11 protein-coding genes are annotated in these 16,085 nt (G+C 43.1%); 2 read left to right on the forward strand and 9 right to left on the reverse strand.

All coding sequences use genetic code 11. The features are described from left to right. Together ACFO3S_RS22970 and ACFO3S_RS22975 are read left to right on the forward strand one after the other, a co-directional pair. Positions 1–287: ATP-binding protein (locus ACFO3S_RS22970; protein WP_378100824.1), on the forward strand; the 287-nt coding region annotated here is incomplete at its 5' end. A 19-nt stretch (positions 288–306) separates the two neighbouring features. Beyond that, positions 307–450 (forward strand): hypothetical protein, encoded by a 144-nt coding sequence (locus ACFO3S_RS22975; RefSeq protein WP_378100826.1) that lies wholly within the window; start codon positions 307–309, stop codon positions 448–450. Positions 451–454: 4 nt separating this feature from the next. Here ACFO3S_RS22975 and ACFO3S_RS22980 read toward each other — a convergent pair whose 3' ends face one another. From ACFO3S_RS22980 to ACFO3S_RS23020, 9 genes are all read right to left on the reverse strand, one after another. Further along, positions 455–820 (reverse strand): IS3 family transposase, encoded by a 366-nt coding sequence (locus ACFO3S_RS22980; RefSeq protein WP_378100828.1) that lies wholly within the window; start codon positions 818–820, stop codon positions 455–457. A gap of 119 nt (positions 821–939) precedes the next feature. Continuing rightward, a complete protein-coding gene (locus ACFO3S_RS22985) occupies positions 940–1,230 on the reverse strand; it encodes a transposase (RefSeq protein WP_136368971.1) in 291 nt (96 codons plus the stop codon). 29 nt (positions 1,231–1,259) lie between these two features. Further along, entirely contained in the window at positions 1,260–1,994 is a 735-nt protein-coding gene (locus ACFO3S_RS22990; RefSeq protein WP_378100830.1) for a hypothetical protein, read from the reverse strand. Between the two features lie 54 nt (positions 1,995–2,048). After that, complete coding sequence (locus tag ACFO3S_RS22995; RefSeq protein WP_378100982.1) at positions 2,049–4,577, reverse strand: DEAD/DEAH box helicase; 2,529 nt, start codon at positions 4,575–4,577, stop codon at positions 2,049–2,051. A 224-nt stretch (positions 4,578–4,801) separates the two neighbouring features. Beyond that, positions 4,802–7,486, reverse strand: coding sequence for a DEAD/DEAH box helicase (locus ACFO3S_RS23000; protein WP_378100832.1), 2,685 nt, complete (start codon positions 7,484–7,486; stop codon positions 4,802–4,804). A 229-nt stretch (positions 7,487–7,715) separates the two neighbouring features. After that, positions 7,716–9,932: an AAA family ATPase gene (locus ACFO3S_RS23005; protein WP_378100834.1), complete on the reverse strand. Its 2,217-nt coding sequence runs from the start codon at positions 9,930–9,932 to the stop codon at positions 7,716–7,718. 113 nt (positions 9,933–10,045) lie between these two features. After that, complete coding sequence (locus ACFO3S_RS23010) at positions 10,046–13,411, reverse strand: DEAD/DEAH box helicase family protein (protein ID WP_378100836.1); 3,366 nt, start codon at positions 13,409–13,411, stop codon at positions 10,046–10,048. Further along, a complete protein-coding gene (locus tag ACFO3S_RS23015; RefSeq protein WP_378100837.1) occupies positions 13,412–14,605 on the reverse strand; it encodes a restriction endonuclease subunit S in 1,194 nt (397 codons plus the stop codon). Then, the gene (locus tag ACFO3S_RS23020; protein WP_378100839.1) at positions 14,602–16,056 is read right to left on the reverse strand and encodes a type I restriction-modification system subunit M; all 1,455 of its coding nucleotides are present in this window, start codon (positions 16,054–16,056) and stop codon (positions 14,602–14,604) included. The genes ACFO3S_RS23015 and ACFO3S_RS23020 overlap by 4 nt, the downstream gene beginning before the upstream one ends. Positions 16,057–16,085 lie beyond the last annotated feature (29 nt).

The following is a 16,085-nucleotide window of genomic DNA, read 5'->3' on the forward strand; positions in this document are numbered from 1 at the left end:
CGATTGCCGCCGGCCTGCGCGCCTGCGAGCTGGGCATGACGGTAAAGTTCTATACGGTTGCGGAACTCGTGATGCGATTGGGCGAGGCCAAACGTGCCGGCACGCTCGAGCGGCTGCTTGGCGAGATCCGGCGAACGCAGTTGCTTATTCTGGACGAATGGGGATCCGTGTTTACCGATGACCAAATGGCGGCTGCGATGATTGACCGTCTGGCACATCACGGACACTTGCTGGTATTTGAAGGCGAAAGCTACCGGATGAAGAACGCGCTGATGAAGGCGCGATAAACGAGGAGGCGATGGGACCATGACGGAACAAATCCAGCTTGCGGAGATGGAAGCGGCGATTGAGCGACTGAGGAATGAAATCCAGCAGCTCAAGGAAGAACGCGACGCCCTTGAGCAAGGAAATTTGGAGTTGTACAAGAAGCTGACGACCCCCGATTTTTAGCTGTTCATCCGCTAAAAAATTCCCCACGACTAGGATGGGGAAAAATGCACGATTTTTTGGGGGATTTTTGCTTGACGAAATACACCGATAGCCACTTTTGGTTCGGTGCCGAGGCGCTGAAGTCTCTCTGGATCAGGTTCTCGCTCTTTTGAGCTGCGGCATCCTCGCGTGTAATGCCGTTCGGGTGACGCTTCGCCTTCTGCAGCAGCCCGTGCTTCTTCATGAGGCGATAGACGGTGCTGTAGCTGGTGTGGATGTCTATTTGCGACAGCGCCCACAGCATACGCCGGGCACCGTAACTTTGATTGTCTTCATGTTCACTGATGATTGCTTTCATGTTGACCAGAAGCCGTTGCTGTCTCTTCTGCATGGGTGCAGGCCTCAGGCTACGGTAATAGCCTGACTCGCTGACTGCAAGCGCTTCGCACATCTCCTTGACGGTCCATCAATCCCGTCGTTCACGGATGTAAGCATAGAGCTTGCATGCTTTTACCGCTTCCGGTCTTTTGCGAAAAAACCGAGTGCGTCCTTGAGAATTTCATTCGCGCGGCGCAGCTCGCTGTTTTCTCTCTCCAGTTCGATTTCCCGCGCCGTCTTATCGGCGGATGCATAAGCCCGTCCGCTCCCGATATGCGCGCCGTCGCCATGCAGGGTTCGTTGCTTTCTCCATCCCTGCAGGGTGTAGTAGGCTACGCCTAACTGCTCGGCAGCCTTTTGCAGTCCAATCTCATCGCTTAATCTGACTGCTTCTTCTTTGAATGCTTTGTCGTACCGTTTCATTGTCTCCCGTCCCCTCGTTAGCTTTCATTTTATTTCATATGAGGGTGTTTTTCGACTGCATTTTTATCGTAGCACTCCATTGTGCCATGAATTTCATCCTCACTATTGTTGATTTTTAAATGCCGTACATCGCGATTATATATCTCTTCCAAATCATTTATTATCTGTGGCCGGTAGGTTGGAATCTGAGGGCACGGATGATAGTAGTAATATCCTGACTTTTGTTTGGGGTGCGCCTTTCCAAAGTATGGGACGCCCGAGGTCTGAATTAAGGAGACCCATTGTTCTTTTATTCGGACAAAAGGATGCCAATGTCTCTTGTGCTTTTTCACTCCCCAACCTAGGAGAACCCATGGATGTTTTTCCAGCTCGACCAATTCAATCAATGACTCATCAAATTGAAATTCCTCTCTTGCAACAAGTTCAACGTATTGCTCTATTGCATCTTGATCGTCTGTATTTTGCAGCCAGAACAAATTATATATCTTAAACTGCCACTCTAGGGATTGTCCATAAATTCGTTCCAATAACGTGGCCAATTGAATCATGGTTGGATCAGGAATAACTTGGCCATGTGCCTTTCCATCTGCTAATAAACGAGAGTATAGTTCAGGAGCGACTTTTTCCAACGTGGCTGAACCCGGGTTAAGTAGTACACAACATCCTAAAGATTTCGTTGAGTCTCCCCACTGAAGATGGGCGGATGTACGATATATATGTTCACCTCGTTTGAGAAACCGGCCATAAGCCCGGAATTTATCCATATTCCTCACTCCTTGGGATTAATGTGCCGCGACTAAGATGGCTTTAAGCTCCCTTTATCCGAAAAATTTTCGTAAATGGTTGATTACCAATAAGGCCCCAGCCTTGTGCAGCGGCTCATTCTGCTTTTCACAATGAAATAACTGAATGCACGATGGGCAGCCTTCCGAACAACCACAGCTGCTAATGATCTGTCGTGCTTTTTCCAAGAGAACCCCGAACTTTTCAGCGACGACCTCGACTATACCCGAACCGCCTCCCGCTTGGCTGTCGTAGAAAAACATTCCGGGCATTCCAAACAAGGCTGAGCCAGAATAAAAAGAAGTGTGCTGAAAATCAGCCATACTGCACCTTACAACGGCCGGTATCGCCGAAGCTATGGCATGTTCAACGGCGTGAAGGCTTCCCTCAATCAAAGTCTCCAAGTCAAAGGATTCGCGATTCTGCACATCCTTAAGCAGACCTCTATGTTCATCCCTTCCTTGGTGATCCCACATCAGCCAAAACGCCTCGGTTTGGAAACTGACAGGGTATGTGTTTGTTAATTGCACGGTCTCAGGAGGCGTTGCGCCGTGATTATGGATTTTTTTGTAGCCAAATGTACTTCGTTTTACGATGATGCTTCCAAGATTAGATTTGATCGCCGCCTCACTTATCAGAGGATGGGTTATACCATGGATTTCAATGCTATCACGAACAATTCCGCGAGTATGATAATCCGTTCTTACTGGCTCTACAACCACTTTGCGTTGCCTGTTATTGACCCACTTGACCTTATAGAAGGTACGATTGTCAGGTCCCAGAAATACGGCATCTACGTGATAATCTCGAATCAAGGAACGTCCATCCACACCTTGAAATAGGATGTCCTCATTCCACCCGTTCTTGGTTACAACCGTATAGGTATCGCCCATTGTGAACAAAGTTTGATACCGGGGTGTTTCTCCTTTATAGTGTAGTTTCCCTTCAATCTGCTGCCACTGGTCGCTTTCTTCCGCAACCACCTTGCGAAGCGCCGAAGAGCGAACATAATTCATAGCATTCGTCAACGTCCCTCCCAGTTCGTGAGCTGCGTATGCGAGATGCTCCTTTAATAGCTTGGGATTCGTTGTATTGATCGCCGCAGATTCAGGCGAAAGCGTAAAGAATTCTTCAGGGTTGCGGGCAAAGTATTGCTGCAATGGCTCTTCCTGAACCATCATAATCACCACACCGTCTCTGCTGCGCCCCACACGACCAGCCTGCTGCCAAAAGGAGGCCTGAGAACCTGGATACCCCAACAATATACATACATCCAGACACTTCACATCAATTCCGACCTCTAGGGCGCTAGTAGTGACCACTCCAAGGATCTCGCCTTGCTCAAGTTTTTGTATGGTTCGTTCTTTAACTTCTTGCGTAAGGTACGCATGGTACGGCAGAAAAAACTCATGTGGTTCGTCTGCCGAAAGCCCGCCACGATCATGAAGATGGCTGCGCAAGATCATGTTTAATTCACGACTTAAAAGCTGAGCTTGCTGGCGGTTGCTTGTGAAAATGATACTTCTGGGCCATCTTCCATCCATGTAGATCGTGCGCAGAATTTCATAGAGATCGGAAACAACAGCCCTTTTCTTCTGCTCATCGTCTGATAAGCCAGGATTCCACATCAAAATCGCTTTCTTCTTTACTGGCGCTTGTACACCCGAGATTTCATGAAATCCTTTCAGTCCACGCATTCCTATTAATTCTTCAGCTAGATACTTTGGATTAGCAATGGTAGCCGAGCAGGCAATAAACTGGACATTTTTATTCCCCAACCTGTCACATAACATTCTTAATCTGCGAAGGACCAAAGAAACCTTTGAACCTAACAAGCCTGAGTATTGATGAAGCTCATCAATAACAACAAACCGAAGATTTTGCAGAAAGCGCAACAGCCCAGGGCCTTTCCCCTTAGGTGAACTTGCACCTTGAAGAATTAAGTGCAGATAGTGGACGTTGGTCAGCCAATAACGTCCTTCAGAGAACACGAAGCTTGATGCCTGATCTTTTCTCATATGCTCTGGAACGTTACGTTGTCCATGAAGAAGTCCAACAGATATTTGTTGTCTATTCACAGTGAACCGCGAAAATCCATTAAGCGAAATTTTATTTCCCTGCTCTTCTATCTCATCGGCCCATTCTTTCAAATGGGTAAACTGATCTTCGACCAATGCTTTGAACGGAGCCAAATATAGCGCACACGCATCCGGATCAGATACCAATTTTTCCATGATGGGAACATTGTAAGCCAATGATTTTCCCGATGCGGTTTTCGTACAGAGAACGACATTGCGTCCTTCCCGGATGTTCTGTATGGCTTCTCCTTGATGCTCATACAGCTTATTGATCCCCAGAGAATGAAGCTTCCGCTGCAGCCAACTGGGCATTAGGATTTGGTCAGCATAAGCGCCTTGATTGGCGTCAATTTGATGCACATGCACTTCGCTTCGGACACGAGTTCCGACTTCAAGCAAGTTCTGGACGAGCATATCACTATCGAATGCTTGTTGCACGGGAAGTCTTCGGTCGGAGATCATTTCCATTTCTTCCGGTGTCAACATCCCGTCCAAGATCAAGTCCCCATCATGCGTACAATAAACGCCGGCTTTTTTGTTTATATAGGACTCCATATCGGGTTCAAGGGAGCGCCACTCCGAAATTCGAATCCCGTTTGCACGTTGATGGATATAACGGTAATATCCTTTCGGATCAGCTTTATAACCGATTTGGACAAAGTCTCCATATGGCCGTTGGCCTCCACAAGAAGAGCAGATTACAGGCATTCTTAATCGTTCCCTTCAATCAGTATCTTCAGCAGCATTTTGGCTCCAGGTTTGAACAATTCAATATTTCCTTTACCAGGAAGCTGCACGCAACTAGGACATCCTTCAGTACAAGGGCAGCTTTCAATAATCTCAAGCGCTTTTCGTATCACATGAGGGAGTTTATCGTAAATCGCCTCGATGGTTCCGAGGCCGGAGCCATTCTCGCCATAGAAGCCGATAACAGGTCGATTAGCAAAAGCCGTCATTGCACTCGCCGAAAAACCTGTAAAGTCATTCGCGTCACAAATAATGAGGTCAGGAATAACGGAAGTCATAGCGTGACCTGCAGCGTGAAGAGAGCCTTCGGCCAACAGATCAACGGGTCTGCCTTCATCTACCCATTCCTGGACATTATTTTTCAAGTGGCCCCATTGGGAATCCGTTAATGTAACCCACATTCCTTCGGGAGTAAATCGGGTGACAGACGGATGGTCCAATTGAACCTGCTCCGATTCATGCTTCTGTCCGAAGTAAACTTTTTTATAACCGAATACGCTCCGCTTGATCTCCAGTTCACCATAGGCCATATCGATTCCTTCGATATTTTGCTTCTGGTAAGTCTGCATAATATCGATAGCATCACGATAAGTAGATTGGGTGTAATAGGTTAGTTCTTGAATGGGCAATAGAATGATTTCGCCTTTTCTGCGATTGATAGAGTCTACTCGATAGCCTTTTTCTCCAGGAGTCCAATAGATCGCGCCTTCATGAAAGTCACGAAGAGCACTCCATTCATCCAGACCGTCAACGATCGTTTGATCCTGCCCCCGAATCGTGACGCTGTAGTTTTGCCCGGAAATGGATCGAAGGCTAAACTTATTATCAACGACTTCCTCTTGATCCGCTGATGCGGCAACTTGGAGAACAGTCTCGATATAGTCTTCAACTAACCCGGGGAAGATGTTCTGCAAGTCTTCCTTCGTGACTTCTCTCCCGAGTTCTTCTCTCAGTAGAGGAATATGCAAAGCCAACAACTTGTAATTTGTTGGATTAATTCGAACTACTTCCGGAGCCTTGTGAATAAACTCCAGTGGGTTTCGCATGTAATACTGCTGAAGCGGTTCGTCCTGCAGGATCAAGACAGCGACTCCCTCGCCTTTGCGGCCTACGCGCCCAATCTGTTGGGAGAATGCCGCTTTCGATCCGGGATAACCAACAAGAACGGCGAGACTTAAATCACCAATATCAATCCCGACTTCAAGGGCATTAGTTGTAATAATGACATGAATATCGTGGGACTTGAGCCGCTCAATAATCCGTTTCCGGGTGTCATTCGGTAGGATTCCAGTATAAAAAGCCGCGAGTTTCTCCCCGTCCACTTTTTCTTTGGGCAGCCGGAGAGGCTGGCGTAATACGTCTTTGATATAACGAGTAAAGACCATCGTCTGGCTGCGAGATGGCTGAAAAATGATGCTCTTAATCACCTTCTGATCCACAGTCATAATTTGTTTCGCCATCGTAATCGCATCGGTAGAAGGCGCGCGGCGGACCTGTTCGTCGGCAGACATGCCAGGATTCCAGAGGACGATCCCCTTCTTCTGATGGGCGGAACCATCTGTATTGATGAGGGTAAAGCCACTTAGCCCCGTAAGATCCTCTGCTAATCTAGCAGGGTTCTCAATCGTTGCTGAGCTCGTGATAATCTGGATATTGTGTGCATTACCAAGTTCTCGGCAAACCAAAAGCAGACGTCTGAGTACTAATGCGACATGACTTCCGAATGTGCCGCGGTACATATGCATCTCATCAAGCACGATAAATTTGAGATTCCGCAAATAATTCCGAATGTGGTGTGCGGTTGCGTACTTCACCTTCTGAACTTGCCCGAGAATGGAGTAGTGAATCATATCCGGATTCGTCATCCATACCTGTGCTTTTTCCATGATACGATGCCGCGGCCCATTCTCGGTATCCCCATCCAGCCGACCAATATGAATCAGACGATCTCCCAAATGCAACTGGGTCTCAAACCACTCATCCAAGGAAGAAGGATTCTCCGTAAGTTGCAAGCCAAAACGCCTAATTTGATCCAACTGATCATTTGCTAACGCTTTTGTTGGAAATATGTATAACGCACGTTCTTCGGGATGGTTATATAAACGACTAAGAATCGGCAGGTTATAGGACAACGTCTTTCCGGATGACGTTGAAGTGACCAAGACAACATTTGAACCTGAATGGACTGCATCAGCCGTTTCTGCTTGGTGTGAATATAACTGCTTAATTCCCATTCGATGTAAGGCGTCCTTAATGGGCTCCGGTGTAGATTCAGGAATATCTGCAAAAGTTGCTTCTTTGGCAGGATGTGTATGTACATAAATCTCAGCGGCCTCTTCCTCGGCCAACTTCTTCAGCTTACCCAGTACATCTTCTGATGAAAATTCATGACTTACGACGCCAGGAATTCGGTTATCCTCACATAGTACAAATTCTTCTTTCTCTAGAGGAACGATAGCAAAACAAGACGGACAGTAAATTCCTTCTGCAAATCCTCGGAGGTTTTCAATTACGGGAGTCCAGTCTGAGCATTTAATCCCCGTTGGCGAATATTCAAGTAATCGTTGCTCCCCAACTAGGCTGATTTTATTGGAAATTTGAATCGCCTTCAACATATTGGTGCATTCCGAACATTTTAGAAATGCCATTCCCAATCCCTCCATCGTTAATGTCTGTTGAACCTATTTAAACATAATGATTAGACAATAGGTTGTCATCGAATATACGTTCTTGTGGAATAAAATCCCTTTATTGATAATTCGACAATATAGGCATTAAGTCCTGTGAAAATACGAAAAAACCCAAACAAAGCCAAAAATAATCGCTTTGTTTGGGTAAGTATCATTGAATATTTTTTTACGAGAAAGACTGAATCGATCATGATACCTGCGCTTGAGGAATCTCATTCGCTTCCTCAATACCCATCATCATTTTGTAATGTGCATGATGGTTTGTAACCTTGAATATCTTCTCGAATATATTAAGGTACCTTGCATTTGTATCTAGCGGATGTTCAATATATATATCATCGCTTGCAAAATGGGATCCATCATTTGCCCAGGATAAAAGCGATTTACATAATACCTTTTCTTCCTCTTCGAATTTATTCAGAATATCATCTTCACTAATATTTCCAAATACTTTAAAATAGTTTTCTATAATTCTACGAATCAAGTTTTGTACCGTTGTTGTGGAACTGCTCTGTGTTGCGGATCTAAGTTCTTGCCACATTAACTCATATGAAGTTTTTATTGGATTTGTATCATAGAACTGAGCATCTGAAATATTATTAACTTTTCTAATAATCCAGAAGGTTTCATCGTTTAATTTTCCGCCTTTTGAACGCTTTTTATGAAAAGTTACTTCCTTATGAAAGTAAACATTATGGGTTAAAACAAATAATTGAACGACATTGTTTCGATTATTCCTGATATCATCAATAAGCTTCAAAATGAGATTGCTAACGATAAAAAGTACATTGCTATCTAAGCTAGAAATTGGATCATCAATCACAACTACTTTATTCTCTGTAATAAGGTCTCTGTTATTGCTTCCATTCAACAGATGCATAAAATATAGGAATGTTACGAATGTTTTTTCTCCTTCACTTAAAGTCTGATTTACATCTTCTCCAGTAGATCGTATCAAACGATAATTCCCCTGATTTTGAGTATGCGCAAATTTGAAATTTGTAAAATTATACGCCTTTAACAGACGATTCATTTCATTTATAGATGGAGTTACACTTGTGATTTGTGCCTCTAAACCTTCGATTTCGGAAATTAATCTATTTTTCTCAGATGTTTTTGATGTGATACCGTCCTTTATCCCGGTTATTGCATTCTTGATACTAAATTCTTTTCGTACATATTTTTCGTGATTATGCAGATTTTCATTTGCTATGAATCTCCATATCTCATCCTTTAGTAGTTGTTCTTCCTGGGCTCGGTTATCAACCAACCTGTTATGTGCTTGGATCTCCTGATTTATTCTCTCGATCTCCAGATTTATATTTTTTATAAACTCATGAACAGGAACTAAAACAATTCCCTTACTCGGCTCTTTTCGTTTTTGTTCAATTAATTCGAGATTGATTTCATTTTTCGATCTGATTAGATCAAATTGTTGACTAATCTTCTCCTTATCGATATACGGTAATTCATTTAACAATAGGTCCTGGATTGAAGATTCGAGATTGCTATAAGATTCCATGTATTGATCAACATAATTTGCTAGTTCCTTCATTTCATTCTCATAAGTTTCATTAAAATATTCTTCTAATTGATGTATAAAACCATCCGGCAATGACTGTTGACAAAAAGGGCACATTCCTTCTGAATTATGTACATGGTCATATCCTTTTTTTACCCAATCGCTTAAAGCCAGTCTAGAAATGAGAGCAGCAATATCGACCTCCTGCTTACCAACAATTTGTTTTTGGAATATCTCGCTTGAACAAGCAGCATTTAGTTCATCACTTTTTATTGATTGAAACGTTTGGATTTTCACTAAACTACCATTGAATAATTTATTTGAACGAGCACGTAAATCCTCTAAATCACATAACTTATTTTCAAGGGAATGTGATTGTTTGCATTTATTCATAAAGTTTATTTTATTATTTCTGACACCTGAAAAAGCTTGCAAAAACTCGTTATCATATTTTCTTTTTAATTCCCAGCAATCATCTATAAATTCATTTTCATTCTCGTTATATTCCTCTTCTTTATTGGACAAGTTAGTGCGCAGTCTACGAATTTCTTCGTCTAATTTATCAACAAGCCTCTTCTTTTCAGCAATTTCATTTTTTATTTCAGTTGACTCCTTACCTAATGTGAATATACCCTTTATGTTCGAATCCTGATGGAAATTTTCCTCAACGAATTTCTGGTTATAGACCAATGTCTTTAATGGCTGTGAAGTCCAATCAATATTACAATCCGGGAAATTCTCAATATTTTTCATAGCATTTGATAATGATGTTTTCCCACTTCCATTGGAACCGTAAAAAAAATTAATTTTCTTTAAACCACTAAAGACAACACCTGTATTATTATAAGTCGCTATCTTCTTAATGGAAATTTCTTTAATCATTGCTTTTTCACCCCGTAATAATTAATTAAAAAAGGCGTAACTAAAATAGATGTCCATTTTAGTTACGCCCAGATGCAAGTAATTAAATTATTAGTGTCTAGAATCCGTAAAAACTAAGCCCCAACAATCTCCGCATTCTTATTAATCGTATCAATAACACCGATAATTGCTCGTGCATCGTCCAGATTATTACTGAACAGTTCCGTTATACTGCCAACCGAGCGGAACGGCTCCTCTTGGAGTACAGATTTTTCAATGATACCGTTTTTAACTACATAGTCGATAACCAACTTCACAAACCGTAGTTGATTGACATTCAAGCGATTTTCTTGGAGAAATATCATGAATGCTTCATTCGCAGCCTCCTGATCAAGCCCCACAACCGTACGCACAAGCTTAGTTACCGGTAAATCTTTATATTCCCGTTCATAATCCTCTTTGGTTCCGAGTTCTCCCCACAGTATATGTTCGAGCGTCTCCAGATCCTGTTTGGTGATCGGCTTGTTGTTGCGCAGTTTATAGATTGCTAGTTGGTCCTTATTGGTTTGCAAATATTGGCTAACCTTCTTGCGGTAATTTTGCAGGTCATTGGTATTATAAAAGCCGCGGCTCTCCTCTACAGCAAGCCATTCATCTTTGAAATTCGTATAGTAAATCTGCTGCGTTTCCCGTTCCAGGAACTTAATAAGATCCCGTAGCGCTTCACGTACTCTCTCCATTTCGAAGATGTCCGCTTCTTCCCAAAACTCTGCCGTTTGGATTTTCTCTATTACATCTCGCTGAGCGACGATTTGAGGAATCGTTCCCAACTTGGAGAGTTTTTCTGCCGTCTCCATGACTTTGCGAATTGGCTTCACCGATTGTGTTCCTTGAAGCTTAGCCAATTCGATGATCAGCATCATATAGTCAAACCGTTTTGCTAATTCGTCATTGTCTAAAGAAACGACAAGAGGAGCTATATACTCTTTCAAATCTCCCATATCTGTATCGGTTAGGGAGCGCCATGCAGCGTCATTTTTATACTTATGGACATATTGAATATGCTGCCTGATGCGAAAATGCTCCTCATTTAATGCACTAACGCTTTCCTTCAGACGATTCACCAAGTCCGTGCGATGTGCGATATACTCTGGTTCTTGATAACGCAGTTGCTGAAGTTCACGTACAATCTGGGTACGAACATTGAATAATTTCTCCGATAAAGTCTCGGTAATAGTGGTATCCTTCCCTTTTGGATTTACCCGAAAAAACTCAAAGTTGCGACAAAAATCAAAGATCAAGAATTCCTTCTTGTCCTCACCAATACCATGAAGATCTTTACATAACCGCGTCCCACGACCAACCATCTGCCAAAACTTTGACTTCGAGCGTACTTTCTTAAAAAACACCAAATTGACAACCTCAGGGATGTCTACCCCAGTATCCAGCATATCTACAGAAACAGCAATTTGAGGAAGCTTACTCCATATGGAAAAGTCATCAATCAAGGATTGATAATAATTCGTTTTGATATCAATAACACGTGCAAAATGCCCCTTCAATGCCGGATACAGGCTATCGAATCGCTCCACGATCGCAACCGCGTGCCGATGGTTTTTGGCAAAAATGATGGTCTTGCCCAGCTTGTCTCCGCCTTCAACCTTCAGACCCCGCTCCATAACTAACTGCAGCACCCGATCTATGGTATCCTGGTTGAACAACCACTCATTGATCGCTGCACTGTCAATATCCCGCGGTTCCTCTTCATCATCCTCCAGAAGCACTTCTTCATATTGCTCTTTTTCCTCATCGGATAGATCATCGTAGCGGATGCCATCGTCCATAATCTTGGTCGTTGTTTCCACTGTACGGTAATCCACCAAGTGTCCTTCCTTGACTGCTTGCTCTAGTTCGTAGGCAAAAGTCGGAACACCATTTTCCAGACGGAACACGTCGTATGTATTTTTGTCAACTTCATCTTTAGGAGTTGCTGTCAACCCTAAGAGGATAGCATCAAAGTAATCGAATATGGCCTTATATTTCTTATAGACGCTTCGATGCGATTCATCGATGATAATCAAATCAAAATGACCAACCGTAAACAGCTTTTTGCCGTCCTTTCGCTTGGCCTCATCGATTGCGTTCATCATCGTCGGGTAAGTAGAGAAAACAATTCTCGCCGTTTCCGGATTATCCTTGCTGTCCAGCAAGTTGCATAGTGTCATATCGGGCATATACTGGCTGAAGCTGTTTTTGGCTTGACGAACAAGCGTTGTACGATCAGCAAGAAACAACACATTCTTCACCCAGTTATATCGGCTAAGCACATCAACAATAGCACTCGCGGTACGTGTTTTACCGCTGCCTGTCGCCATGACAAGTAAAGCGGTCCTCTGTCCTTTGTTTAATGCATCACAAACCGAGAGGACTGCTTCATGCTGATAAGGACGATTTACAATGGAGTTGTTGATTTGTACATCCTGCAGCGGCCTGCGGATCGAGCGTCGGTTTACGAGCAGCTGCAGCTCATCCTGACTGGCGAAACCGGATACTTGCCGACTGGCATAGTGTAGATCATCCCAAAAGTTCGTTATAAAACCGTTCGTATAATAAATGACCGGACGCTGTCCGTACCGTTGCTCCAAACCATCCGCATAAAGTTTCGCTTGCTGCTTGCCTATATTTGGGTCAGAACTCGTCCGTTTCGCTTCCACAACGGCAAGGGGCTTCCCGTTCTCACCGAATAACACATAGTCGACATAACCGATCCCTTGTCCTTTTGGCATACCTTGGACTTCAAACTCTTCCAATACATTTTGCCGGAATGTCCATCCTGCAAGTTTTAGCTCGAGATCAATATAACGTTTGCGGGTCTCATACTCACTGATTTGATCCGGCGCGAAGTCATATTCCTGAGTATTCTGTGCTTTGCGTTCTGTCAGCAGCTTCCGAAGCTCTTCGTTTTCTTTAATCAGATCTTCCAACTTACGATCCTTTGAACCTAAACGGTCATATAAATCCTGCAGTTCCTGAGGTCTTACTTTCTCTTGGTGCTTGTTCTCTTCCAACAAGAGTTGTTCATCAAAGCTTCTCGCGGTATAATCGACCGAATAGCAATAATCAATCCAGCAGATAAAGTTATGTAGGTTACGAAGTGACAGAATTGCTTCGCCGCGGCTGATCGTCGCATTCGAATGTACAGCGGCATTGCCTAGCTTCGTGATATATTTCAGCTGAGGTAACATGGATTGATCGATTACGCGGAGAAAAGTTACATCGTGAATCAAGCTTGACAGATTGTCTTGATAGGGAACCTTCAAGTCGCTATCATAGGTAAACAGCCATTTTACAGCAAGCTCCAAAGCCCGTCGGCACAGGATAGCACTGGTCGCTGGACTGACAACCAGTGCTTTCTCTGCCTCTACACATGCACCTGCAAAGCTGGCATATGTTTTATTTGCACTGAGAAATCCAAAATTTGATAACTGTACATCACTCATCTAGACTGCTACACCGTCCTTCACTTTCAATTCGCCTTTAAAGGCTTTTTGGAGAAGTGCTTGGAAGTTGGATTCTAGATCCTTCAATCCTTGCTGCATCTTGGACTTCAATATGTCGATTTGGCGCACGTAGTCGGCAAAGCGTTGCTGGAGTTCAATCGGAGGCATTATAATGGGAAACTCTTCCAAATGCTCCTTGTTAATTTGCCTTTTGTCTATTCCTCCAACACATACTTCCCTTATATAATCCCTATACTCGTCTGAAATCAGAATATAAAGAACAAATTCATGTATGACCTCTTTTTTCAGCCTTACTAGGTATACATGTCCATTTATATTTGCACTATCATCTTCGCCTAAAAATAGGGCTGCTCGCCCCAAACTGCTATTTTCAGTATTAATTCGACCAGTTTTTGTTATTAATATGTCCCTGTTTTTTAAACTGGTCTGACTCATCTTCCTATGGGTTTGCTCATCGATATAAGCAACATCATCTAACTCAATTCTATTTTTCCATATATTCTGACTTCTGAAAAATATAATACCTGTTTCAACATATACCTGGCTTCCACCTTTCGGAGTATTGCCACTTAAGATCCTTGTCGATAAACTTTTTAATTTTTGTACTTCCCATCCCATAGGGTTCGTAACCGGATTCCCAAACATATCCATAAACACAACTTGAACCAATTCATCAAGCTTGGCTATTGCTTGTTTGCGTTTGTCGATTAAGGCTTGGGCTTTAGCTAAAATATCTATTATATGTTTCTGTTCACTAATAGTTGGAAGAATAATTTGTATCTTCTTTATATCAGAAACAGAGAGATGCTTGACGGTAACGAATGGAGTGGCATCTTCAATTCTCTTTAAGGCATCCGGTAGAATATATAATAAGTATTTTTCTAGTAACTCAGGTGAACTAGATTGAATTTTACATACACGTTGATTTAACAATGAAACAGGTCCTAGCCACTCCGAAATTTTAAACTCTCCATCCATACTTATTAATAAATCACCTTTTGAGACAAGATATTCTTCTCTGTATTCACCACTATAATAAGTGGCTGGGTTGTTCTGGCCAACATCTCTAATTCTGATTAATGGAAAACCATTATTCTCTTCATTGAACATCTCAGACTTAAAAGCAAACCCTGAAGTTATTTTTGCAACTTCACTAACTGATACAACTTTCACCCCAATAACGCCTCCAGTTCCTCAAGCCCCTCAACAATTTCATCCTCTAGCAACTTGATTGAAGTAAGTATCACCTTCGGGTCCTCGTATTGAACTTCCTCATACTCTGTCTCCTTATAGCGATTAATGCTGAGGTCATAGGCATTGGACCGAATCTCATCAATTGGAACCAGGAACGATTTCTCCGTGCGTTTACGCTCCTTCTCTGCATCCTTATTGCTAAACCGTTCCACGATGTCGGGGATATCATTCACCTCGATCGGATTCCGCTTATCATCTAGCGAGAAACCATCCGCCTTCATGTCATAGAACCAAACGTGATCTGTCCCACCCGCACCTGTCTTGGTGAAGATCATAATAGCTGTCGAAACCCCAGCATAAGGCTTGAATACCCCGCTCGGCATCGAAATGATAGCTTCCAACTTGTGATTCTCGACGATCTCCTTGCGAATATCTTTATGAGCTGTACTGTTACCGAATAAGACACCGTCCGGCACAATGGAAGCGCAGCGTCCCCCAACTTTGAGCATACGCAGGAATAGAGCAAGGAACAGCAATTCCGTCTTTTTTGTGCGGGTCACACGCAATAGATCCGCTGCTACCGCATCCGCATCAAGCGACCCTTTAAACGGCGGATTGGCTAAGATTAGCGTATATTTGTCTTTGTCGGTATTATTTTCATTCAGGGAATCGCGATATTCGATATTCGGATTATCCACTCCATGAAGCAGCATATTCATGGCCCCGATGCGCAACATCGTACGGTCCATATCGAATCCGTAGAACATATGATTATTAAAGTGTTCCTTCAAACCCTGAATCAGAAATAGATCGGCATGATGGTCACGCAAATATTCTCCTGCAGCAACTAGAAAACCTGCTGATCCTGCAGCCGGGTCACAAATGATATCTTCCGGAGTAGGCTTCATTAAAGCGACCATCATTTCGATAATGTGTCTTGGCGTACGGAATTGGCCGTTCGTTCCAGCTGTAGCTACCTTGGATAATAGATACTCATATAAATCCCCTTTGGTATCCCTGTCCTTCATATCAATCGTATCAATGCCCTCGACAATGCGTACAAGCATATTGGGAGTCGGAATCATAAAGATGGCATCGCCCATGTATTTAGCATAGGCTGAATCCTTGTCTCCATGAAGTGACTTAATGAACGGAAACACTTCATTGGAAACAACATCATACATACGCTGCGGATCAAGATTCTTAAAGTGATTCCAGCGTAAATACTGTTTATCACTTGGAAATAGTCCGGTAAACGGTACCGACAGCAGCATGGACTCATTTTCCTTACGTGTCTCCGCTTCATCCAGACCTTTAATGAATAACATATATGTAAACTGTTCGATTACGCTTAATGGATTGGTAATGCCGCCGGTCCAGAATGTCTCCCAGATCCGGTCTACTTTTTGCCTTAATTCACCTGTAATCATAACGTTCTCCTCTGTACGTAGATTCTTGT

The organism is Cohnella hongkongensis (genome assembly GCF_042654645.1).
GTDB classification, from domain to species: Bacteria; Bacillota; Bacilli; order Paenibacillales; family Paenibacillaceae; genus Cohnella; species Cohnella hongkongensis.